The following is a 24597-nucleotide window of genomic DNA, read 5'->3' on the forward strand; positions in this document are numbered from 1 at the left end:
TATGAGATTACCAAAAGACTTTATACTAGGCGGAGCAACAGCTGCGTATCAAGCTGAAGGAGCAACAAAAGAAGGAAATAAAGGAAAAGTTGCCTGGGATGATTACTTAGAAAAGCAAGGAAGGTTTTCGCCAGATCCAGCAAGTGATTTTTATCATAAGTACCCAGTGGATTTAGAATTATGCCAAAAATTTGGTGTTAATGGAATACGTATTTCTATAGCATGGTCTAGAATATTCCCAAATGGCTATGGTGAAGTTAATAAAGAAGGCGTTGAGTTTTATCATAACCTTATAGATGAGTGTATAAAGCGTAATGTTGAACCATTTGTTACATTACATCACTTTGATACACCAAATACCTTACATGCAAATGGTGATTTCTTAAATAGAGATACTATAGGTTACTTCGCAGAGTTTGCAAAAGTTTGTTTTGATGAATACGGAGATAAAGTAAAATATTGGATAACTTTCAATGAGATATGGCCAGTAGCTTGTGGTCAATATATAACGGGTACTTTTCCACCAGCTATTAAGTATGATTTAGAAAAAGCTATACAATCAATGCATAACATGATGGTAGCTCACGCTAAAGTAGTTAAGTTATTTAAAGAAAATAACTATAAAGGGGAAATAGGTGTAATACATTCACTTGAATATAAGTATCCAGATAGAGATTTAGAAGAAGATAAGCTTGCAGCTGAGCTTGAGGATATAGTTGCAAATAAATTCTTACTTGATGCAACATTTATTGGACAATATTCTGAACGTACAATGTTTGGTATAAACAGAGTATTAGATAAGAATGGTGGTAGTTTAAAGATTGAAGATGGAGATATGGAATTGCTACAAGAAGCTTGTAAGCATAATGAATTCTTAGGAATAAATTATTATCAAAGTAGTTTTATAAGAGCATATGAAGGTGAATCAGAGATATATCATAATGGTACAGGGGATAAAGGGACATCAATATTTAGATTAAAAGGAATCGGTGAAAGAAGATTTGATAAAGATATTCCTAGAACTGATTGGGACTGGCTAATATATCCAACGGGTCTTTATGACATGATGGTAAGAATTAAGAATGATTATCCAAACTATAATAAGATTTATATAACAGAAAATGGAATGGGTTATAAAGATGATTTTGAAGATGGGATAATCATGGATACACCAAGAATTGATTATATACGTAAACATTTAGAAGCAGTTGCACAAGCAATAGAAGATGGTGTAAATGTTAAAGGGTATTTCTTATGGTCTTTAATGGATGTTTTTTCATGGTCAAATGGATATAACAAGAGATACGGATTATTTTACATAGACTTTGAAACACAAAAAAGATACCCTAAAGAGTCTGCTTATTGGTATAAGATGGTAAGTGAGACGAAAGAAATATTATAAAAAAATAAATATAATATTAGCTTAAATTAAGCAATATAGAAAGATCATGTTTAGTTTATAGTCAACATGGTCTTTTATTTTTATTAGAAGATTGGAATTGGTGTTTTATATAAGAACATACGAGATATAAAAAGTCCAAGTTTGTATACTTAACGACCTGTTTTGCAAAAAATATTGAATTTATTACTAAGTATGTTAAAGTAAGTAGTGGGAAAAGGCTTTAAAGGGGTTATTAAGAGTTTTTATATTTAAAATTATATATGATAATTATGGGGGATATAATTGTACGGAATTAGAGTCATATAAAATTTATAATTAGATATGACTGATATTTAAATAGGGAAGTAAAAAAATAGTGGTAATAATTTACTACTATTTTTTTGCTTATTATTGAACATAAACATTTATATAAAATATAAACTGAAAAGTAAATTTCCATTAAGTATTTCATTATAAAAAAACAAATTAATATCATTTTATGATAAAATATATCCATAACTCTAAGTAAAATTATATTGAGGGGGAAGTTAAGTGTCAAAATCTAAAACAAAAGGCGAATCATTGCCAATATCTAAGCTAGTAAGAATTTTACTTCCAGAAATTCAAGTACTAGATCACATAAAAGAAAATGGAGTGATAAATAAAGAACACTTTAAAAAGAATAAAAAAGTATTAAATAATACTATTACAAATACTAAAAGAGATATAGGTAAAAAGATTAATTCTAATATAAATTCAACTGAGCGATCAGTTCAAAATATATCTATAAAATCAAATGATATTAATTCAGATAAGTTAATAACTAACAATTATGCTAAAGCAAATAACAATGTACAAAAACAAGCGCTAGATCAAGCATTTGATAGAGTAGAAAGTACTCTTTCAGATTATGTACTTGGCCAAAAAGAATATTTACCTAAACTAACTATTGCTTTTAAAAGACCATTTGTATATGGGAAAAAGGATGGTATAAGCAACACTATATTCATAACAGGTCCTAAAGGTTCTGGTAAACATTTATCAGTAAAAGCTATAACTAGATTTTTAAAAGAACAAAAGCTAATAAAAGGTAACGGTGTGTATCAAATAGATCTTTCAAAATACAAACTTGAAAAAGATGCTGAAAACTTATTCTTAACAGATATTTATAATGCACTTTATGGAAGTGAAAGTGTAGTTGTATTTGATAATTTTGATAAATGTCACCAGAGTGCTTTAGATTTACTTAGTAAGCTAGTAATAGATGAAAAGCTTAAATTAAATAGAAGGTATAGAGAGCAGTTAGGTCAGATGGTAGATGTTACAGGACAAGGTAGTTTAACTTTAAATACTACTGATGAAATACTTGCAAATGGAAAGTACTTAGTTTTCATAACTGAAAAAAGCGAAGAAAGTATTAGAAATACATTTTCAAATGATTTCATGAAAAAAGTATACGATATCATAAGTACAGTGGAACTTACTAAAGAAAGTTTAACTATAATATGTAAGTTCATATTAAATGATTACAAAACAAAGATAAATGATAATTTAAATTTAGATATTAACTTTGATAATGAAGTTTTAGAATGTGTACTTAAAAACTATGATAAGAACATAGGTGCTCATGGTTTAAGTGAATATGTTGAAAAAAATATATATTATCCTTTAGTTGAGTTAGAATTAACAGGAAAAATAAATAATGAACATACATATGAACTGAAAGAAGAAAATGATACTGTAGTATTAGTTAATGAAGTGTATAATATAGAGCTATCATCTGTATTAAAAGCTGTTGAGTCAGATAATCTAGATGAGTTAAATAAAGAACTAGATAACATAATAGGCTTGAGTATTGTAAAGGAATTTATAAAGAAATTAGAAGATAATATAAGGGTTCAGAGCATAAGAAGAAATAAAGGTTCAAAAGAAGCTAAGTTATCATTACATATGATATTTACAGGAAATCCTGGTACAGGTAAGACTACTATGGCTAGAATAATGGCTAAATATTTAAAAGCACTTGGATATTTATCTAGTGGCCATTTAGTAGAAGTTTCTAGAAATGATTTAGTTGGTCAATATGTAGGAGAAACTGCGCAAAAAACCATGAATAAAGTAAATTCTGCTATGGGTGGAATTTTATTTATAGACGAGGCTTACGCTATAGCTAGAGATGAAAATGATATTTTTGGAATAGAAGCAGTAGATACTATTGTAAAAGCAGTAGAAGATAATAGAGATAACTTAGTAGTTATACTAGCAGGGTACACTAAGGAAATGGAAGACTTCTTAAAGACTAATAGTGGACTTAAGTCTAGATTTAACTACAATGTTGAATTTGAGGATTACACATCTAATGAATTATTAGAAATATCTAAGGTAATAGCAAAATCAAATGGATACTTAATAGATGAGAACATAGATGATAACTTACTAGAATTATTTGAGGGTAAGCAAATAAAAGGTAAGAATGATAGCGGTAACGGTAGATTAGCAAGAAATATAATAGAAAAAGCTATTGCAAATCAATCAAATAGATTAGCTAAGTTAGATGAAAAAGACTTGAATAAAGATGAAATAAATAAACTAACAATAAGGGATTTTGGCTTAGATAAGAAAGAAGTGTTTAGTCTAGAAAAAGAGCTAAGTAAGGTGGTTGGACTAGATGAGGTAAAAGAATTTGTAAGAGATTTAGAAAAACAACTAATAGCGAAAGAAAAGAGAAAGCAAGTTGGGGTAAGTGTTAAGTCATCTCAATCTCTTAATATGATATTTACTGGAAACCCAGGTACAGGTAAGACTACTGTTGCAAGACTTATAGGTAACCTAATGAAGAACATGGGAATATTAAAATCTGGTCAAGTTATAGAAACTGATAGAACCTCTCTTGTAGGACAGTATGCAGGTGAAACTACTAAAAAGGTGACAGAAATATTCCAATCAGCTTTAGGAGGAGTATTATTCATAGATGAAGCTTATGCATTAATGTCTTCTGAAAATGATCCTTTAGGAAAAGAAGCTGTAGATACCTTAGTTAAGCTTATAGAAGATTTTAGAGAAGATATAGTTGTAATAATGGCCGGTTATGACAAAGAAATGAAAGAATTCTTAAATACGAATTCAGGATTAAGATCTAGATTCCCTTTAAGTATAAACTTTAAAGACTATGATATAAATGAGTTAGTAGAAATAGGGAAAACAATGATAAAAAGTAAAGGGTTTATTTTAGCAGGAAATTCAGAAGATGAGCTTGAAGATGCTATAAAAAAAGAAAAACAAAAAAGTGGAGCGCAATCTGGAAATGGAAGAATGGTAAGAAATATAATAGAAAAAGCAATTAGAGAGCAATCCTCAAGAATTGCAGATATGGATACAATTGATGAAAATTCGGCAGTTTTATTAATAGAAGAAGACTTTGGAATTTATGTTAAATCACAAGAAAATTTCAATTTAGATGAGAAGTTAAATGAAGTTGTTGGTCTTAATGAAGTTAAAGAATTTATAAAAAGTCTTCAAGCGCAACTTAAAATAAAAGAACAAAGGAAATCCTTAGGATTGCCAGTAGATGAGTCACAAACCCTTCATATGATTTTTAAAGGAAACCCAGGAACAGGTAAAACTACAATGGCAAGAATAATTGGAGAGGTTTTATATAACATAGGAGTGCTTAACAGTAATACATTTGTTGAAACTGATAGAAGTGGTTTAGTAGCTGGATATGTAGGACAAACAGCTATAAAAACTAAAGAAAAGTTAGAATCAGCACTTGGAGGAATACTGTTTATAGATGAGGCTTATGCTTTAGCTCAAGATGCAGGAAGTCAAAATGGGTTTGGAAAAGAAGCTATAGATACTTTAGTAAAAGGAATGGATGACAATAGAGATAATTTAGTAGTTATATTAGCCGGTTATAGTGAAGATATGGATAGATTTTTAGAGGCTAACCCAGGATTGAAGTCTAGATTTGCTAATATTATAGAATTTAAAGATTATTCAGCTGATGATTTATTAACTATTGCAGATAATTTATTCAAGAGTAAAGGATATGAAATAACTAAAGAAGCTAAATTAAAAATGAGAGATATATTTAAAGAAGCTTGCAAAGTTCCTGATTTTGGCAATGGTAGATATGTCAGAAATATATTAGAAAAATCGGTAAGAAATCAAGCTGTAAGACTTGAAAAAATTGATAACATGACTAAAGAGCATCTTATTACTATTGAGGAATGCGATGTATCTAAGGTTAACTTGTAGGAAAGAGGTGAGAAGTATGAAATCTATATCTAAGGTAATAAGCAACTTAATAACGATAGCTTACGGAGTAACTTGTATGCCTATATTGGTACTTGTAGCCATCTTTTTCCCGATTATGAATATAATAGATGCTTTTACGATAATAAGCACAGGGTACACGGTTTACGGTGATTACATTGACTTAATTATGGCAATATCGCTGCTTATGTATATATCATTAAGATTCAGAGCGTTGAGAAGAATATATATTATTTTTCCATCGTTATTTGAAACTCTTAAATATTTGATAATATCGGGTATATTTACAGGTATAGGAGTGGAAGTATTGAATTGGAGCCATATAGTACTAACACCAGGTAGAAAAATGTTTGGAATAGGAATGTTTATATTATCACTTGTACTTTGGAGATTATTTGTATCCATATACTATAGAAAGAAACCTCTTTCAAAAATTATGTTAGAAAGCACGGAAAAAATGCAAAATTATAATGAAGAACTTAGTTAATGGAGATTATGATGAAGAAACTTAAAGAAAACGAATCAACTAATTTTAATGATCTAGATGATATTAAAATATATGAGGATGTAGAATATGAAAATATAAATTTAGATAAATTAGATATAAATGAAGGAGCATTTAAAGAATTTAAAGAAGATGAAGAAAAAGATGAATATATAAATACTTCTATGAAGAAATTCCGACTATTTATAGGTGTATTATGTTTAGTCACACTTTTTATGTCTGGTAGCCTACCAAATACAGATTATAGAAATAATTTAGCATCGGGAACTATAGAAGGTGTAAATGCTGGAGACATATTAAGTAAAGATTCATTAAAGCTTGAAGCCAAAGATGCTTTGCTAGAAATTACAAAGGGATTTGGAAATATAGAAATATCAATTTGGAATTTTTCAGAAGTAGAGGATAATGATTATGTTCAAGTATTTATAGATGGAGTAGCGCAAGGAGCACCTTTTTCAATTAGACATAAGCCAGTAAAGATAAGTGTTCCAGATAAAGCGGTGATTCAAGTACAAGGTGTAAGAGATGGTAGTAATAATGGTATTACATACGCTGTATTTTTTAATAAAACGGGAGAAACATATTTAAATACAGTACCATTAAATATGATGAATACTTATACAATTATAAGTAAATAGCTATATTCTTATAAAATACACTAAAGATTTTTTTAGCCATATTGATGAATCAATATGGCTTTTTTATTAAGATATTTGCTAAGATGTAGCAAACATCTTCCTATAGTACATTTATTGAATAATATATTTGATACAAGTCAATAAAAACGATAAAATAAGTCATAGGGAGGGGACAATATGAAAGAAAAATTTCGTTCTGGACTAGGTATGTTATACGCTATATATGTAATATTTCTTGTAGTAATGTTAGATAAATCAGTACAACTAGGATTATTAGGAAGTAATAATTTTATAATACAAATATTTGAAGAAATGAATTATACAACAGAAGTAGGTAAAGGGAGTGCACTATTTTTTATTACATTCTTTGCCATATTTTTCTACATTATAAAATCAAATATTGATGAAATTATTACATATGAAGATGATAATATAGAAAATAAAATTAATCAGAAGTTAATTATATATAAGATATTAGTAGTATTAACTATTATTCTAGGAACTTATGTAATTGTAGTTTCTAAGGATGAAGATAGTTTTTATACAACTATATTTTTAATAATAGATAGTGTACTAATTTATTACACAAAAAAGGGGCATTTTATGTCTTATATGTATAATAGGCAAATGCAATGGTATAAACATATAAATAGCGAAGATATCCATGAAGATACTCATAAATGGAGAAGAAAGCGTAAGTTTAATGGATATGTAAAAGTAAATTCAAAGCATAGATATATGCATATACTTGAATATATACCTACAATTATTATTTCAATAATTTTTATTGTTCCAAATGTATTACCGATACGACTTTTTATGGGATATATTTTAATAATGAATATAGCCTCAGTAGTAGAAGATTTGTTTAGTCTTTACACAAAAACTACGGGAATATGTACATCAGCTGTTGAGAGTAGTAGCAAAGTAAATCATACATATAGTATTGTTGTGACAGATTACGAAAATAAAACTGAAATGAAGTTTAGCGTAAATCAACTTTTCAATATTTGCGAAATGGATAAAGTAGAAGTAGTATATGGAATGTTTAGTAAAAGATGCTTATTAATAAATAATATTGTCAATAAGCCAAGAAAAAAACTTGGAAGTACTTACTTTTCTTTATTTATATTCTTAGCAATTGTAACAAGTATGGTAATAAAATCCAGCTTATTAGATTCAGGTAAATACGAAGAGTTTAATTTTGGAAATAAAGAAACTTTTAATAGTGAAAATGATTACTATGAAAATAATAATAAAAATAATAGCTATGAAGAATATATAAATGACCCAGATATAGTTCTTAGTGGGCAAGAAATTTTAGACTTATATCAAAATACAAATAAAGATATATTAGAGTATAAAATTATTGAACCTAATGAGTACTATGTAGAGTCTACTTTTAATACTTTTGAACATTATGAAGGCATGGTTGCAAGACAAATAGTAGGTGATAAAAGATATGGACAAATTTTATATCCATATTCTTATGATAGTCATTTAAATGATATAACTATTCAAAAGGAAACAGCGATGTATTTAATAAGTCAAGTATTACCTTCGGATGTGGTTGAAGAAAGAGTATTAGTTAATGAAGGTTATGGGCAGGAGTGTAGAGTTTATTCATCTAGTAAAGGAACTTTTGTAGTAAGAATGTTAAGAAATCAATATTTTAATAAATCAGAACCTTATTATAATGAAGATGAGATAGTAGATTTAAAGTATTTTAAGCTTATAGAATAAATATAAATAGAATGATTTCAGATTTCAAGAATATAAATACATTATGGATGATAGGAGGGGATTCTATGAACTATAGGTATTTATATGATGGAATAGATGATCAAATTAAGCTAGTAGATGGAACTTATATAACTCCAATTAATTTTGATAATGGAGCTACAACACCACCATTAAAAAGTGTAACGAAAATAATTTCTGATAATATAAAAAACTATGGCCCTATTGCTAGAGGAGTAGGAATTAAAGGTGAGTACTGTACTACGATGTTTGGTCAAGCTAGAAAAATTATACTTAACTTCTTTGGTCTTGGTAGTTCACAAAGTCACACTGTAGTATATACAAAGTCTGATACAGAAGGTTTAAACCTATTAGCAAATGTGCTAATAAAAAATAAAGATGATATGATTCTTACAACTAGAATGGAACATCATGCAAATGACTTACCCTTTAGGAATGCAGGAAAAATGGTTTATGTAGATGTAGATGAATTAGGTAGAATAAATATAGATGATATAGAAAAAGAGTTAATAAAAGCAAAGGGCAAAATTAAAGTTGTGACTGTGACGGGGGCATCAAATGTAACTGGATATATTACTCCAATACATGATATTGCAAGACTTGCACATAAATATAATGCGTTGATAATTGTAGATGGAGCTCAATTAATAGCACATACAAAGATTGATATGAGTGGAAGTTGTGAGGAGGAAGAGATAGATTTTATTACTTTTTCGGCCCATAAGGCTTATGCACCTTTTGGAAGTGGTGCAGTGGTTGGAAAGAAAGAGTATTTAAATGAGTATGATCCTTTCTTGTCTGGAGGAGGATGTGTAGCAGGCGTATTTGACGATACTGTAATTTGGTCGAGCGTACCGGAAAGATATGAGGCTGGAACTCAGAATTTCTTCGGAGTAATAGCAATGGCACAAGCTTTAAATGAGCTACAAAATATTGGTTTTGAAAATATACAAGATCATGAAGCGAATCTTAAAAATTATCTGATAAATAACATGAAAAATATAAATAATGTAACTTTATATGGAGATACAAATTATACAGATGATAGATTAGGGGTAATAGCTTTTAATATAAAAGATAAAAATTATGAAGAAGTATCTATAAAAATGGCTACTGAAAAAGGAATATCTTTAAGATGTGGTAAGTTCTGTGCACATCCTTATGTATATAGATTATTGGGAGTAAGCGGTTGCGATGCGTATAGAGATATAGTTTCAGGAGAACATTATTATGGAATGATAAGAGCAAGTCTTGGTCTTTATAATACAGTTGAAGAAGCTGATATTTTCTTAAATTATTTAGAGTATATTGCAAGTAGAAGAAGTTCTCTTCGTAGATCAAGAAAAGCTATTGGAAGAGTGAAGTTTTAGAATATAGATAAAAGTAGGGTAGTTACGTTTAGTGACTACCCTTTACTTAATATCAAATTGGTAGGATTTTAACTTTTGCTTTTTATATAAAATGTATAGGCCCTATACCTATCAAGTCAAGTAAATATATTTAATTTATAATAATTATCACAAAATAAATAAAATGTATGTATATAGATATTAATTTTGTCATAAAATAAATAAAAATAAAGAAACAATAGAGAATATTATTATTCTTAGGAGTTATTTGGAATAGTAATATAAAAAGAGAGTATAGTTTTGTAGTATTTAAATGTGAATACATCAGTAGAAAGGTGTAGGTTTTTATGAGTATAATAGAATCAGCTATAAAATTAAGCGAAGTAGTTCAAAGCATAGCTAGAGAAAAAGGTATAAGCGAAGAAGAAGCTTGGACAGAAGCGGTTAAAGTATATAGAGAAGAATATGAAAATATAAAAAAGTAGATAGACAAAATTTTTAAGCTGTAAAGAAATTTAAATTAAAGCTACATATAAATAATATAAAGGAGCTTTAAATAATGAATTATATTATAAAAAGGAGCTTTCTTAAAAAATCAATTATTTTTAAGAAAGCTCCTTTTAAATTGAAATTTTATAGAAACTTTATTACTTCATCTAAAACCTTACCAATTGATTCATTAATAACTAAGTCAGCTTTAGAATCGTAAGGTGTTTTGCTATTGTTTATTAAGATGATATTATTGCCTTTGAAATAATTTATGAAACTAGCGGCAGGATATACAACTAAAGAGGTGCCACCTATTATTAATAAGTCTGCAGAACTTATAGCATCAATTGTTTTAGAAATAACATCATTGTCTAAGCCTTCTTCATAAAGGACAACATCAGGCCTAACAATTCCTCCACATTTATTACAATATGGAATTACTCCATCTAAGTTTAACATTTCATTTAAATCGAAAAAGGTATTACATTTTGTACAATAGTTCCTATGTATAGATCCATGTAGCTCCAATACATTTTTGCTACCAGCCATTTGATGAAGTCCATCAATATTTTGAGTTATTACAGCTTTTAATTTCCCCATTGTTTCAAGTTTAGCTAAAGATAAATGGGCTTTATTTGGTTTAGCATCAGTATAAATTAATTTGTCTTTGTAAAACTTAAAAAAATCTTCTGGATATATTGAGTAAAATGTATGAGATACTAATTGTTCTGGTGCAAAGTTTTTATTTAGTTTTTGACTAAATAAACCAGATGAACTTCGAAAGTCAGGTATATTAGACTCGGTAGATACTCCAGCACCTCCAAAGAAAACTATGTTATCACTACTTTTAATAATTTCTACTAATTTTTCTATACTCATATTACATCACCTTTTATTTATAAATTTATGTTAGCATTTATAATTATATCATAACCGGTTTATCTTATAAGAATTTAACTACATTAAATAGAATAGAAGATATTTGTAAATCAACATATATAAAATGGAGTATATGCTTCGGGTAGGTATTATATAAATATAGATTTTAATAACTGTATAAAAGTTGTAGAATTTAAAGATTTCCTAGCTTTCATAAATATATAAGTTCAGATATAAATTCATTATGTAGTAAGAAATATAAAGATAATGATTCTTATGAAAACTTTTTTGTAAATTTTATAAGTAAAAAAAGGTAATTAGTAGGCAAAGGTAAAATATAGTAACTTAAAGTTAGATTAAGGGGAAGTGTATTTATGAATATTAGAGAAGGCGATTATCGTATGTTCGAAATATATGCTAGAGAATATAAAAAAAGAGTATCTAGCAAAAAAATGAATAAATTAGATTATTTAGAGGCTAAAATGATGGAAATTAGTAAGATTTTAACTCCTTATGTGATAGAATTTTGCAGATTAGATATGGAATTTAAAAATAACTCTAAAGAATTACCAGACCCTATTAAATATTTTATAATAAATGGAAAAATTCTTAATCCTTATGACTATATAACTAATACTAAATGGGAAGGATACTGGAAAAGATGTACAGGGAAGGATATGGAGTACTTTATTTCATATTTAGAGTACCCGATAATGTATTCGAATCATGAAAAGTATATAGCAAGTGGGAAAAATATAGTAAATATATTTAAGTCAGAAACTGGATTTGAAAAAACTCCTTATAGTATAATCTGTGCTGAAAATTTAAATAAAACGTATTTCAAATGAAAAATAAATTCACCTAAAGTTACTGGAAATGTTTACCGATAATTAATATTATATTATAATGATAACTATACTAAAGAGTAATTTACAAATTAGAAATGAGGGAGAATGTTTGAGAAAAGGAATTGCATTAACAGCGTTAGCAATGGTACCATTTTCTGTTTCTCATGCAAATGAAGCAGAGCTATTAGGAATAATCACATCAGAAACTTTAAATGTTAGAAGTGGTGCAGGATCTAATTTTGAAGTTTTATATATGGTAAAGAAAAATGATAAAGTTACGGTAACGGATACATCAAATGGATGGTATAAAGTAAAGAATAGCGAAGATAAAGAAGGATGGGTTTCATCTAAGTACGTATCTATATCAGAAAGTTCGGAAACTGTAAGTAGATCATCTTCATATGATCAAAAAGAAGTTAATACAAACGGGTTAAATATGAGAAGTGGAGCAGGTACTAGTTATAGAGTAATAACTACTCTTAACAAAGGTACTAAAGTAGACGTTATATCTGAAAGTAATGGATGGAGTAAAATTAAATATGATGGTAGATTAGGATATGTTTATAGTACGTATTTAGATAATATAAAACCATCATATACAAATACAACTACTAAAATAGTAAATACAGATTCATTAAATGTAAGAAGTGGGCCATCAACAAGCAACACTATAGTTGGTAAACTAAGTAAAGGAACTAAGGTTTCTGTAATATCGGAAAGTAATGGTTGGTCAAAAATACTATATAATAACAAAGAATGTTATGTATCTAGTAGATATTTAAATAGTGGATCTTCAAGTTCGGATAATTCAAATAACAATTCAAGTAATAATACAGTAAAGGAAACAAAAGAAGTAAATACGGATTCACTAAATGTAAGACGTGGTCCATCAACATCACATTCGAAAATAGGAACGCTATCAAAGGGTACAAAGGTAAGTGTAATATCAGAGAGTAATGGATGGTCAAAAATATTATATAATAATAAAGAAGCATATGTATCAAGCCAGTATTTAAGCAAGATATCATCAGGTTCAACAGGTGATAATACAAGTAGTAATACAGTAAAAGAAACAAAAGAAGTAAATACGGATTCACTAAATGTAAGACGTGGTCCATCAACATCACATTCGAAAATAGGAACGTTATCAAAGGGTACAAAGGTAAGTGTAATATCAGAGAGTAATGGATGGTCAAAAATATTATATAATAATAAAGAAGCATATGTATCAAGCCAGTATTTAAGCAAGATATCATCAGGTTCAACAGATGATAATACAAGTAGTAATACAGTAAAAGAAACAAAAGAAGTAAATACGGATTCATTAAATGTAAGAAGTGGTCCATCAACATCACACTCGAAAATAGGAACGCTATCAAAAGGTACAAAGGTAGGTGTAATATCAGAGAGTAATGGATGGTCAAAGGTATTATATAATGATAAAGAAGCGTATGTATCTAGTCAGTATTTAAGCAAGATATCATCAGGTTCAACAGATGATAATACAAGTAGTAATACAGTAAAAGAAACAAAAGAAGTAAATACGGATTCATTAAATGTAAGAAGTGGTCCATCAACATCACACTCGAAAATAGGAACGCTATCAAAAGGTACAAAGGTAGGTGTAATATCAGAGAGTAATGGATGGTCAAAGGTATTATATAATGATAAAGAAGCGTATGTATCTAGTCAGTATTTAAGCAAGATATCATCAGGTTCAACAGATGATAATACAAGTAGTAATACAGTAAAAGAAACAAAAGAAGTAAATACGGATTCATTAAATGTAAGAAGTGGTCCATCAACATCACACTCGAAAATAGGAACGCTATCAAAAGGTACAAAGGTAGGTGTAATATCAGAGAGTAATGGATGGTCAAAGATATTATATAATGATAAAGAAGCGTATGTATCTAGTCAATATTTAAGTGAAGTTAGTTCGGATTCTGGTAATATAGGCAGTAGTTCAACAGATATAGATGCAGGAGCATTTGGTCAGGGTACTGTTAGCGATTTAATTTTAGGATATACTTTCGAACAGCATTTATCAAAACAAGTTTCTGTATCTGAGTCTGGATATAATAGAGCAAATGGAAGTAAAGCAACAAGAAGCCAAATAGAAGAAAAATTAAATCCTAGCAAAGTGATTTCATCAAGTTCTTATGGTAAGTTACAATTCTTGAGAATTGATAGATATACAGATGGAATTACAGCTAATGAATTAAATAAATTCTTAAATAGTAAGGTATCATCAAGTAATGTATTTTATAATAAAGGACAACAATTTATAGATGCAGCGAAGAAGTATGATATAGATGTCGCATATTTTGTAGCTCATTGTATGTGGGAAACTGGTTATGGAAGCTCAACTTTAGCTAAAGGTCAGACATTAACTTCATATAAAGGTCAAGCACTTAGTAAACCAGTTACTGTATATAACTTTTTTGGAATAGGTGCATATGATGGTACTGCAAATCTATCAGGAGCAGAGACTGCTTATAAATATGGTTGGACAAGCGTAGATGCTACTATAGAAGGTTCGGCTAATTGGATAGCGACAAATTACATTAAACATAGTTCATACAAGCAAAATACAGTATATAAAATGAAATGGAATTATGGATCACATCAATATGCAACAGATATAAATTGGTGTAATGGAATAGCTTCTGTAATGAATAATTTAATTGGTTACTATGACAACCAAAGTAAGTTAGTATATGAGAGGCTAGTATACAAATAAAGATTTGATAGAATATAGATCACTGTGTAAAAGATATAATTAGTAATAAAAATATTAAAAAGTTAAAAATAAGGTCAGAATGACTTTTGGCCTTATTTTTAACAAATGTGTTAAATAATTAATATACATTGATAAAAACAATGCATATTCTCAGTTAAGCAAGGTACCTCTTATACTTAAAGAATACATCTATATTATGTTCTTTGACTATGCTTTTTAAATTTCCGTAGTTATAAGTAGCTAAAGCATATTCCCTTACTTTATTAAAAATAATTTTCTCATTTTCATTATCTAGGTCTATAATCGTTTTACCTATATCCCAAGCCTTAGATTCTCTATTTATTAAATTTTTCTTCAAATCTACAACAGATATCTCTAAATCAGATGGTAAATTACCTTTATGAAAATCAGCATTGGTAACATCTATATTATATTCAATTAACTTATCAACTATATTAGATAATATATCAGCATATTCATATTTTGCAGTGGAAATATTAGGATCTAGAATATGACCTACTTCATGAGAAAGTACACATTTTGCAATTGTCCTTATGGTGGAGGGAGTTATAGCTATATTGCTATTAGACAATTTAATGAATGAAAAAAAATTAAAACAAAAAGATAAAAAACCGTGCCTAGAAGCCAATACAAGTTTAAGCTTAGGCAGTGCACATATAGGAATATTCCCTGAATGGGAATAGTAAAGATGTACTCTTTTATTTGTATGAAGTTCTTTAATAGTTTTCTTTAGAAGCTTCTTTTCTCCTAATTCAGAAAAGCAGATTACTATCTTTCTAAAATCAAGAATATCGTCACCATTCATTTTAACACCGCCCTTTTTTAGAAGTGTATTTTTCTTTATATTACATAATATTAAAAAAATCTAATTTGTAGCTAATCCAAATTAAATCTGTAAATTTTATTAATAATTTAAATATTTCTATATGTGTCAATGCGTAATTCTTAGCGTTAAGGGGTAATATTTAAATGGTAAGATTTATTAATAGTTAATCTATGACCTTATCTGTGATATAATAGTAAATCTAAGAAAGGAGATAGCTATGGATTCTGTAAAAGACTATTTAGATAAATTAGAGATAAACAATGCAATATTAACAAAGCAACTAAAAGAAGTTTATATTCAAAAAGTTGTTTATTTTAAAGAGGATAAAATAGTATATTTTTATTTAACATCAAAAGACATAGTATCTTATGAATTATTAGATAAGTTTAGAGATGAACTTTTATATACATTAGATTACTTTAAAGATATAAGAATAAAGGTTAGATACACTGGTTTAGATAGAAAAACTAATAAAGATATTATAAAAAGATACTGGAATAATATACTTTATATTTTAAAAAGTTTATGTCCTGCCATAGAAGGTTGGTACAAAAAAGTTGAGTATATGTGCTTAGATGATGTGTTAAAAATTAAGCTACCTAAGGATCTTTTCTATGAGAAGTTAATGAGAAAAAATTTTAATCATGTACTTAAGACAGCATTAATTGAAGAATTAGGAATCGATATAAATATAACCTTAGAAAGAGCTATAGATGAAAATATTAGCATAAGTAAAATAATAGAGAGAACAGATAAAGAGATAGAAGAGAAAATTAAAGCTTTAGACTTTGGAAAAGTTGAAGAAAAAGAGGTTGAAGAAGAAGGTTATGTTATAAGGCCTGAAGTTGATGAGCATTTAATATATGGAGAAAATGTAAATGTAATAGTTGAACAAGTATCTAAGTTAAATGTAAACTCAGGGACTACTGGTATAATTGGTGAAGTTTTTGATATTGAAACTAAAGAACTTAGAAATGGAAAGATATTATTAATACTAGCAGTAACTGACTATACAAGTTCTATTAGTTGTAAGTTATTTTTAAATGATGTAAATAAAGATGGAGTTTTAAATGAAATTAAAAAAGGATCTTATTTAAAGATTAAAGGAGATATAATTTACGATACTTATCAAAGAGAAATAAGTATGACTATAAGTGGGATTAGAAAAGAAGTAAAAGTAGAAAGGCAAGACTTAAGTGAAAATAAAAGAGTAGAGTTGCATGCTCACACACAGATGTCTTCGATGGATGCTGTTTGTAATGTTAAAAAGTTAGTTGAAAGAGCAGCGAAGTGGGGTCATAAGGCCATAGCTATAACAGATCATGGTATAGTACAGGCATTTCCAGATGCAATGGGAGCTGCTAAGGCTAATGGAATTAAGGTACTATATGGAGTTGAAGGATATTTAGTAGAAGATGATGCTTTAATAATAAATGACCCTAATGATAAAGAGTTGTCTCAGAGTTTTGTAGTCTTCGATATAGAAACAACAGGTTTCTCTAATGTTAATGATAAAATAACTGAGATTGGTGCAGTAAAGATAGAGAACTTTAAGATAGTAGATAGATTTAGTGAGCTTATAAATCCACAAAAAGATATTTCTTATAAAATACAAGAGTTAACAGGTATAACTAATGACATGGTTAGAGATAAGCCGACAATAGAAGAAATACTTCCTAAATTTATGGAATTTATAGGGGATAGTGTGCTTGTGGCTCACAATGCAGAGTTTGATACAGGGTTCATATCACAAAAGTGTAGAGAACAAGGATTAGATTATAATAGCAAAAGTATAGATACATTAATGCTTTCGAGGATATTATTACCCCACTTAAAGAGGTTTAGACTTAACATAATTGCAAAAGAGCTTGGTGTTGCGTTATTAAACCACCATAGGGCAGTAGATGATGCGGAAGCAACTGCACATATATTCCTGAAATTCTTAGATATGTTACAGAAAAAAGGAGCAAATACTTTAAGGGATGTAAATAATGTTTTAGGAAAAATAGACTATACTAAGTTAACAACAAATCACATTACTTTGATTGCTCAAAATTACACAGGACTTAAGAATTTATATAAGATAGTATCAGATGCTCATGTAAATCATTTTTATAGATCACCTAGAATTCTTAGAAGTGTTCTTAATGAGCATAAAGAAGGGATAATAATAGGTTCTGCATGTGAAGCTGGGGTAGTTTATCAAGCAGTAAAGAAAAATACTCCAGATGAAGAATTAAAAAAAATCATCGATATGTATGATTATATTGAAATTATGCCTATAGACAATAATAAGTTTATGATTGATAAAGGTGAAGTCAATGATGCAGAAGAGTTAAGAGATATAAATAAAAGATTAGTTGAAGTTGCTAAGAAATTTGGAAAAATACCAGTAGCAACAGGAGATGTTCACTTCTTAGATAAGCATGATGCGGTTTTAAGGAGAGTACTAAAGTACTCTCAAGGATTTAAACTTGATGACGAGGAGACTTATTTACATTTTAGAACTACGGATGAGATGTTAGAGGAGTTTAGTTATTTAGGAGAAGAATTAGCTTATGAGGTAGTGGTTGAAAATACTAATAAAATATCAGATATGGTAGAATCAATAAAACCAATACCTGATGATACTTATCCTCCAGTAATAGAAGGTTCAGATACAGAACTAAGAGAGATGTGCTATGCAAAGGCAGAAAGAATATATGGAAAACCAATACCTGATGTAGTTATAAATAGGTTAGATAGAGAACTTAACTCTATAATAAGCAATGGATACGCAGTTATGTATATTATAGCTCAAAAGCTAGTTACGAAGTCATTAAGTGATGGATATCTAGTTGGATCAAGGGGGTCTGTTGGATCTTCATTTGCGGCAACTATGAGTGATATAACTGAGGTTAATCCATTGCCAGCACATTATATTTGTGATGATCCAGAATGTAAATATTCATATTTCTTTGAAATCGGTGAATATGGTTCTGGGGTAGATTTGCCAGATAAAGATTGTCCAAAGTGTGGTAAACCACTTAGAAAAGATGGACATGATATACCATTTGAGGTTTTCCTTGGGTTCGAAGGGGATAAAGAACCAGATATAGATCTTAACTTCTCAGGTGATTACCAGCCGGTAATACACAAATATACAGAAGAACTATTCGGTGAAGGTTATGTTTATAGAGCGGGTACTATAGGTACTGTAGCTGAAAAGACAGCTTTCGGCTATGCTAGAAAATATATAGAAGAAAATAATATAAATGTTCCAACCGCAGAGGCATTAAGACTTGCAAATGGATGTACAGGAGTTAAAAGAACATCGGGGCAACATCCAGGAGGAGTTATGGTTATTCCTCATTATAAAGATGTATATGATTTTACTCCAATACAGTACCCTGCTAATGATACTTCATGTGGAGTTATAACTACACACTTTGACTATCATTCAATAAGTGGTAGAATACTGAAACTTGATATACTTGGTCACGATGCTCCGACCATGATAAGGATGCTAGAGGACTTAACAGGAATAGTTGCAACGGAAATTCCGTTAGATGATCCAGAGACAATGTCATTATTTACATCAACAGAAGCATTAGGTGTTACACCAGAAGAAATAAATTGTCCAATTGGTTCATTAGCTATACCAGAGTTTGGTACAAAATTCGTTAGACAGATGCTTCTTGATACAAAGCCAACTACATTTGCGGCTCTTGTACGTATATCTGGACTTTCTCATGGTACAGATGTTTGGCTAAACAATGCTCAAGATTTAGTTAGAGAAGAAATAGTTGGTATAGACGAAGTTATATCAACTCGTGATGATATAATGAACTATTTAATTTTTAAAGGTCTAAAACCAAAGTCAGCCTTCACAATAATGGAAAACGTAAGGAAAGGTAAAGGACTAAAGCCGGAACATATTGAAGAAATGAAAGCTAATGATGTTCCAGATTGGTATATTGGCTCATGCCAAAAAATTAAATACATGTTCCCTAAAGCACATGCCGTTGCTTACGTTATGATGTCCTTTAGACTTGCGTATTGTAAAGTTCATTATCCAGAGGCATTTTATGCAACTTACTTCTCAACTAAGGCAGAAGATTTTGATGCAGACTTAATAGTAAAAGGAATAGATGCAATTAGAAGTAGAATACATGAAATAGAAAGCTTAGGAAATGATGCTTCTACCAAAGAAAAGAATATGCTTACAGTACTTGAAGTTGCTTATGAAATGTATGCTAGAGGTATAAAAATACTTCCTGTAGATATTTATAGATCAGATGCTAAATTGTTCCAAGTTCCAGGTAAAGGATTATTATTACCACCAATGATAGCCCTGCAAGGTGTTGGAGAGAATGCTGCTATTCATATTCAAGAAGAAAGGGAAAAGGGAGAATTCATTTCGAAAGAAGATTTAAGAAAAAGAACTAAAATATCTAAGACTGTAATTGAGACACTTACAATCCATGGATCTTTAGAAAATATGAGTGATGAAAATCAGCTTTCATTATTCTAAAATTTGAAATACCATGCACTTAATTATGATATTAAATGATACCATAAATAACTTAGGGGATTTTTAATATATAGATATACATGAAAAATTATTGAGTGTTTATTTACCAAGAAAATAATTAATTCACAAAAAATTTGCAAGGAAAAGTATTCTATGATATGATAGTATATAAAATAGTATATTTAGCAAAAACTAAGAGTGAGACCGCAGTGCTCACTCTTTTGTTTTAAATACTATAACTTACAACTGAATAGGAGGAATAAAAATGAAAAAAAGTATAGAAGCTACAATAGAAGAGTTAGTTCAACCGATAATTGATACTAATAACTTTGAACTTGTAGATGTTGAATACGTAAAAGAAGCTGGAGAATATTATCTAAGAATATTTGTAGATAAAGAAGGCGGAATATCTCTAAATGAATGTGAAGTAGTTAGTAGAGCACTAAGCGAAATATTAGATGTAAAAGATCCAATAAAGGACAACTACTATTTAGAAGTATCATCTCCAGGACTTGATAGACCACTTAAAAAAGATAAAGATTTTGTAAGATACCAAGGTAGAGATGTTGAAATAAAATTATATAAACCATTAAATGGCTCTAAGCAACTTGAAGGAGAGCTTGTAGGTTTAACAGAAGATAAAAATATAAAAGTGATAATAGATAATGAAGAAGTTGAGTTTAATAAAAAAGATGTTGCACTTATTAGACTTGCTATAAAGTTCTAAGGTAATTTAATTAGGGAGGAAATATGATGAACCACGAATTTATAGAAGCATTAGACGAATTAGAAAAAGACAGAGGTATAGATAAAGATATTCTTATAGATACTATAGAACAAGCCCTTTTAACAGCTTACAAGAAAAACTTTGGTTCAGCTCAAAATGTAAGAGTTGAGTTTGATAGAGAAAAAGGAAGTGTAAAAGTATTTTCACAAAGAGTTGTAGTTGATGAGTCTGATTTATATGATACTTTCTTAGAAATAGAATTAGATGAAGCTAGACAAATAAATCCAAACTATGAATTAGGAGATATAATAGAAAATGAAGTTACTCCTAAAGATTTCGGAAGAATAGCAGCTCAAACAGCTAAGCAAGTAGTTGTTCAAAGAATAAGAGAAGCTGAAAGAGATATAGTATATAATGAATTTATAGAAAAAGAAAATGAAATAGTAACTGGAGAAGTTGCTAGAGTAAGTAAAGGATTAGTATATGTAAACTTAGGTAGAATAGAAGCTGTTATGACACAAGCAGAGCAAATACCTCATGAAGCTTACAAAGCAGGTCAAAAAATAAAGGTTTATATACTAGAGGTGAAGAAAACTAATAAAGGACCTCAAATAGTTGTATCTAGAAGTCATCCAGGATTAGTTAAGAGATTATTTGAATTTGAAGTTCCAGAGATATTTGAAGGAATAGTTCAAATAAAATCATTAGCTAGAGAAGCTGGTTCTAGAACAAAAATGGCTGTTCACTCAATAGATGAAAAAATAGATCCAATAGGAGCTTGCGTAGGTCCAAAAGGTTCAAGAGTAAAAAATATTGTTGATGAGCTTATAGGTGAAAAAATAGATATAATCAATTATAGTGAAAATCCAGCTGAATTTATATCAGCTGCACTAAGTCCATCAAAAGTTGTTAGAGTAGATGTAAATGAAGAAGAAAAGTCTGCTTTAGTAGTAGTACCAGATTATCAATTATCACTTGCAATAGGTAAAGAAGGGCAAAATGCAAGACTTGCAGCTAAGCTTACTAATTGGAAGATAGATATAAAAAGTGAATCTCAAGATAACCAAGAGTAAAGGAGGGATAATCTTTGCAAAAAATAAAGAAAGTACCTCAAAGAAAATGTATAGTTTGTCAAGATAGAGACTCTAAAAAAGAACTTATGAGAATCGTTAAGAATAAAGAAGGAGAGATTTTCATAGACCTAAGCGGTAAAGCTAATGGTAGAGGTGCATACATATGTAAAAGTGTAGAGTGCTTACAAAAAGCTATAAAAACTAAAGCTTTAAATAAGGCTTTTAAAATGGAAGTTTCTGATGAGGTATATGAAAAATTACTTGCAGAGTTAGAATCATATGAAAAGTAATGAAGAAAAAATATATTCATATTTAGGTCTTGCTACTCGTGCAGGCAAAATAGTCTCTGGAGACGACTCAACTTTATTAGAGTTAAAAAGAGGAAATGTAAAATTAGTAATAGTTGCAGAGGATGCATCAAATAATACTAAAAAGCTTTTTAAAGACAAAAGCGCATATAGAAATGTAGCATATGTATACTTCTCAACTAAATTACAGTTAGGTCTTTCTATCGGAAAAGCACCAAGAGCAGTAGTTGGTGTGAAAGATGAAGGATTTGCAAATAAAGTGATAGAACTTTTAAAATAAAAAATTCAATAGGGGGTGATCTTGTGTCAAAAACAAGAGTATACCAAATAGCAGAAAAGTTAGGAATGTCAAACGAAGACGTAATAGCTAAATTAAAAGAATTAGAAATAAATGCAGAAAATGAAAATAGTGAAATAGAAAATGATGATGTAGAGTTATTGGTTGAATTAGTAGGTGAAGAAGCTGTAACTCATGATGGCCCTACAGTAACTATAACTGGAAAATTAACAGTTCAAGAAATAGCAAATGCTTTAGATGTGTCTGCATCTGAAGTAATAATGAAACTTATGAAAATGGGAACTATGGCAAGTATAAACCAAGAAGTTTCAGAAGAAATAGCTTCATTAGTTGTTAAAGAGTATGGATATACATTATTAACTAGCACAGAAGATGAAGAAGAAGAGCAATTAGAAATAGATGCTTTAATGGAAATAGAAGAAGATAAAGAAGAAGATTTATTACCAAGACCACCAGTTGTAACAGTAATGGGACACGTTGACCATGGTAAAACTTCATTATTAGATGCTATAAGATCAACTAACGTAACAAGAGGAGAAGCAGGAGGAATAACTCAACATATAGGTGCTTCAGAAGTTTCAGTTAATGGTCAAAAAATAGTATTCTTAGATACTCCAGGACATGAAGCTTTCACATCAATGAGAGCTAGAGGGGCACAAGTTACTGATATAGCTATACTTGTTGTTGCAGCAGATGATGGTATAATGCCTCAAACTATAGAAGCAATAAACCACGCTAAAGCAGCGGAAGTACCATTAATAGTAGCTATAAATAAAATAGATAAGCCAGATGCAAATCCTGATAAAGTTAAGCAAGAATTAGCTGATCAAGGATTATTAGTTGAAGACTGGGGTGGAGAAGTTATAGCAGTTCCAGTATCAGCTAGACAAAAAACTGGCATAGATACATTACTTGAAATGATATTATTAGTTTCAGAAATGGAAGAATTAAAAGCAAATCCAAACAAGAGAGCAGTAGGTACTGTTATAGAAGCTCAACTTGATAAAGGTAGAGGACCGGTTGCTACAGTTCTTGTTCAAGGAGGAACTTTAAACGTTGGAGATCCAATAGTTGCTGGACTTGCAAGTGGTAAAGTAAGAGCAATGATAAACTCTAAAGGTAAGAGAGTTAAAACTGCAGGACCTTCTACAGCTGTAGAAATACTAGGGCTATCTGAAGTTCCACAAGGTGGAGATCAATTTGTTGCTGTTCCAACTGATAAAATAGCTAGAAATGTAGCTGAAAAAAGACAACAAATAGCTAGAGATGAAATGTTAAAATCTAACCAAAGAATGTCACTTGATGATTTCTTCTCTCAAATGAATGATGGAGATGTAAAAGATCTTAATATAGTTATCAAAGCGGATGTTCAAGGTTCAGCTCAAGCTGTTAAGCAATCACTAGAAAAATTATCTAATGAAGAAGTTGCTGTTAGAGTAATTCACTGTGGTGTTGGAGCAGTAACTGAATCAGATGTAATGTTAGCAGCTGCATCTAATGCAATAATAATAGGATTTAATGTAAGGCCAGTTCCAGGTGCTGAAGAAATGTCTAAGAAGCAATCTGTTGATGTTAGAACATATACTATAATATACAAAGCTATAGAAGATGTTCAAGCAGCTATGACAGGTATGTTAGATCCTGAATATAGAGATGAAGATACTGGTAAAGCTGAAATTAGAGAAGTTTATAAAATATCTGGCGTAGGTACAGTAGCTGGATGTTATGTAACTAGTGGAAAAATATTCAGAGGATCTAAAGCTAGAATAGTTAGAGATGGGATAATAATCCACGATGGTGACCTTGCTGCATTAAAGAGATTTAAAGACGATGTAAAAGAAGTTAACAATGGTTACGAATGTGGTATGAGCTTCGTAAATTACAATGATTTAAAAGAAGGAGACATAATAGAAGCTTATATAACTAAAGAAGTAGAAAGAAAATTAAAATAGTAAAAGAAGGT

General features: G+C 29.5%; 17 protein-coding genes. 15 read left to right on the forward strand and 2 right to left on the reverse strand.

Translation table 11 applies throughout. From position 1 onward, the window contains the following. Position 1: 1 nt before the first annotated feature. From lacG to H8923_RS05310, 7 genes are all read left to right on the forward strand, one after another. The gene (lacG, locus tag H8923_RS05280; protein ID WP_153924293.1) at positions 2 to 1402 is read left to right on the forward strand and encodes a 6-phospho-beta-galactosidase; all 1401 of its coding nucleotides are present in this window, start codon (positions 2 to 4) and stop codon (positions 1400 to 1402) included. Between the two features lie 531 nt (positions 1403 to 1933). Then, positions 1934 to 5638 (forward strand): AAA family ATPase, encoded by a 3705-nt coding sequence (locus H8923_RS05285; RefSeq protein ID WP_317982812.1) that lies wholly within the window; start codon positions 1934 to 1936, stop codon positions 5636 to 5638. Between the two features lie 16 nt (positions 5639 to 5654). Continuing rightward, on the forward strand, positions 5655 to 6143 hold the full coding sequence (locus H8923_RS05290; protein WP_153924296.1) for a hypothetical protein: 489 nt from the start codon (positions 5655 to 5657) through the stop codon (positions 6141 to 6143). 11 nt (positions 6144 to 6154) lie between these two features. Beyond that, entirely contained in the window at positions 6155 to 6799 is a 645-nt protein-coding gene (locus H8923_RS05295) for a hypothetical protein (protein ID WP_153924299.1), read from the forward strand. 177 nt (positions 6800 to 6976) lie between these two features. Continuing rightward, positions 6977 to 8542 (forward strand): hypothetical protein, encoded by a 1566-nt coding sequence (locus H8923_RS05300; protein ID WP_153924302.1) that lies wholly within the window; start codon positions 6977 to 6979, stop codon positions 8540 to 8542. Between the two features lie 65 nt (positions 8543 to 8607). Continuing rightward, positions 8608 to 9930: an aminotransferase class V-fold PLP-dependent enzyme gene (locus tag H8923_RS05305; RefSeq protein ID WP_153924305.1), complete on the forward strand. Its 1323-nt coding sequence runs from the start codon at positions 8608 to 8610 to the stop codon at positions 9928 to 9930. A 326-nt stretch (positions 9931 to 10256) separates the two neighbouring features. Then, positions 10257 to 10394, forward strand: a complete 138-nt coding sequence (locus tag H8923_RS05310) for a hypothetical protein (RefSeq protein ID WP_172976679.1) — start codon at positions 10257 to 10259, stop codon at positions 10392 to 10394. 148 nt (positions 10395 to 10542) lie between these two features. Here H8923_RS05310 and H8923_RS05315 read toward each other — a convergent pair whose 3' ends face one another. Continuing rightward, positions 10543 to 11277, reverse strand: a complete 735-nt coding sequence (locus tag H8923_RS05315; protein ID WP_153924307.1) for an NAD-dependent protein deacylase — start codon at positions 11275 to 11277, stop codon at positions 10543 to 10545. 374 nt (positions 11278 to 11651) lie between these two features. Here H8923_RS05315 and H8923_RS05320 point away from each other — a divergent pair, with 374 nt between their 5' ends. Further along, positions 11652 to 12125: a hypothetical protein gene (locus H8923_RS05320; protein WP_153924310.1), complete on the forward strand. Its 474-nt coding sequence runs from the start codon at positions 11652 to 11654 to the stop codon at positions 12123 to 12125. Positions 12126 to 12234: 109 nt separating this feature from the next. Beyond that, a complete protein-coding gene (locus H8923_RS05325) occupies positions 12235 to 14868 on the forward strand; it encodes an SH3 domain-containing protein (protein ID WP_187127854.1) in 2634 nt (877 codons plus the stop codon). A 154-nt stretch (positions 14869 to 15022) separates the two neighbouring features. Here H8923_RS05325 and H8923_RS05330 read toward each other — a convergent pair whose 3' ends face one another. Further along, positions 15023 to 15694 carry a hypothetical protein gene (locus tag H8923_RS05330; RefSeq protein WP_153972176.1) on the reverse strand — a complete coding sequence of 224 codons (672 nt, stop codon included), beginning with the start codon at positions 15692 to 15694 and terminating at the stop codon, positions 15023 to 15025. A 238-nt stretch (positions 15695 to 15932) separates the two neighbouring features. Between H8923_RS05330 and H8923_RS05335 the strand changes: the two genes are divergently transcribed. The 6 genes from H8923_RS05335 (at position 15933) to infB (ending at position 24586) form a co-directional block, all read left to right on the forward strand. Then, a complete protein-coding gene (locus H8923_RS05335) occupies positions 15933 to 20228 on the forward strand; it encodes a PolC-type DNA polymerase III (RefSeq protein ID WP_153972175.1) in 4296 nt (1431 codons plus the stop codon). A gap of 265 nt (positions 20229 to 20493) precedes the next feature. After that, complete coding sequence (gene rimP, locus H8923_RS05340; protein ID WP_153972174.1) at positions 20494 to 20955, forward strand: ribosome maturation factor RimP; 462 nt, start codon at positions 20494 to 20496, stop codon at positions 20953 to 20955. Positions 20956 to 20981: 26 nt separating this feature from the next. Continuing rightward, positions 20982 to 22028 carry a transcription termination factor NusA gene (gene nusA, locus H8923_RS05345; protein WP_153972173.1) on the forward strand — a complete coding sequence of 349 codons (1047 nt, stop codon included), beginning with the start codon at positions 20982 to 20984 and terminating at the stop codon, positions 22026 to 22028. Positions 22029 to 22042: 14 nt separating this feature from the next. Then, entirely contained in the window at positions 22043 to 22318 is a 276-nt protein-coding gene (gene rnpM / locus H8923_RS05350; RefSeq protein ID WP_153972172.1) for an RNase P modulator RnpM, read from the forward strand. Further along, entirely contained in the window at positions 22308 to 22616 is a 309-nt protein-coding gene (locus tag H8923_RS05355) for a L7Ae/L30e/S12e/Gadd45 family ribosomal protein (protein ID WP_153972171.1), read from the forward strand. The genes rnpM and H8923_RS05355 overlap by 11 nt, the downstream gene beginning before the upstream one ends. A 23-nt stretch (positions 22617 to 22639) precedes the next feature. Then, entirely contained in the window at positions 22640 to 24586 is a 1947-nt protein-coding gene (gene infB, locus H8923_RS05360) for a translation initiation factor IF-2 (protein WP_187127855.1), read from the forward strand. The last annotated feature ends 11 nt before the right edge of the window (positions 24587 to 24597 follow it).

Origin of the sequence: Romboutsia faecis (assembly GCF_014323405.1) — a bacterium.
GTDB classification, from domain to species: Bacteria; Bacillota; Clostridia; order Peptostreptococcales; family Peptostreptococcaceae; genus Romboutsia_E; species Romboutsia_E faecis.

What these genes read in the sequence shown, in the direction of transcription:
- lacG (WP_153924293.1), top strand. Translation starts at nt 2, where the DNA reads ATGAGATTACCAAAAGACTTTATACTAGGCGGAGCAACAGCTGCGTAT.
- H8923_RS05290 (WP_153924296.1), top strand. Translation starts at nt 5,655, where the DNA reads ATGAAATCTATATCTAAGGTAATAAGCAACTTAATAACGATAGCTTAC.
- H8923_RS05295 (WP_153924299.1), top strand. Translation starts at nt 6,155, where the DNA reads ATGAAGAAACTTAAAGAAAACGAATCAACTAATTTTAATGATCTAGAT.
- H8923_RS05300 (WP_153924302.1), top strand. Translation starts at nt 6,977, where the DNA reads ATGAAAGAAAAATTTCGTTCTGGACTAGGTATGTTATACGCTATATAT.
- H8923_RS05305 (WP_153924305.1), top strand. Translation starts at nt 8,608, where the DNA reads ATGAACTATAGGTATTTATATGATGGAATAGATGATCAAATTAAGCTA.
- H8923_RS05310 (WP_172976679.1), top strand. Translation starts at nt 10,257, where the DNA reads ATGAGTATAATAGAATCAGCTATAAAATTAAGCGAAGTAGTTCAAAGC.
- H8923_RS05315 (WP_153924307.1), bottom strand. Translation starts at nt 11,277, where the DNA reads ATGAGTATAGAAAAATTAGTAGAAATTATTAAAAGTAGTGATAACATA.
- H8923_RS05320 (WP_153924310.1), top strand. Translation starts at nt 11,652, where the DNA reads ATGAATATTAGAGAAGGCGATTATCGTATGTTCGAAATATATGCTAGA.
- H8923_RS05330 (WP_153972176.1), bottom strand. Translation starts at nt 15,694, where the DNA reads ATGAATGGTGACGATATTCTTGATTTTAGAAAGATAGTAATCTGCTTT.
- H8923_RS05335 (WP_153972175.1), top strand. Translation starts at nt 15,933, where the DNA reads ATGGATTCTGTAAAAGACTATTTAGATAAATTAGAGATAAACAATGCA.
- rimP (WP_153972174.1), top strand. Translation starts at nt 20,494, where the DNA reads ATGAAAAAAAGTATAGAAGCTACAATAGAAGAGTTAGTTCAACCGATA.
- nusA (WP_153972173.1), top strand. Translation starts at nt 20,982, where the DNA reads ATGAACCACGAATTTATAGAAGCATTAGACGAATTAGAAAAAGACAGA.
- H8923_RS05355 (WP_153972171.1), top strand. Translation starts at nt 22,308, where the DNA reads ATGAAAAGTAATGAAGAAAAAATATATTCATATTTAGGTCTTGCTACT.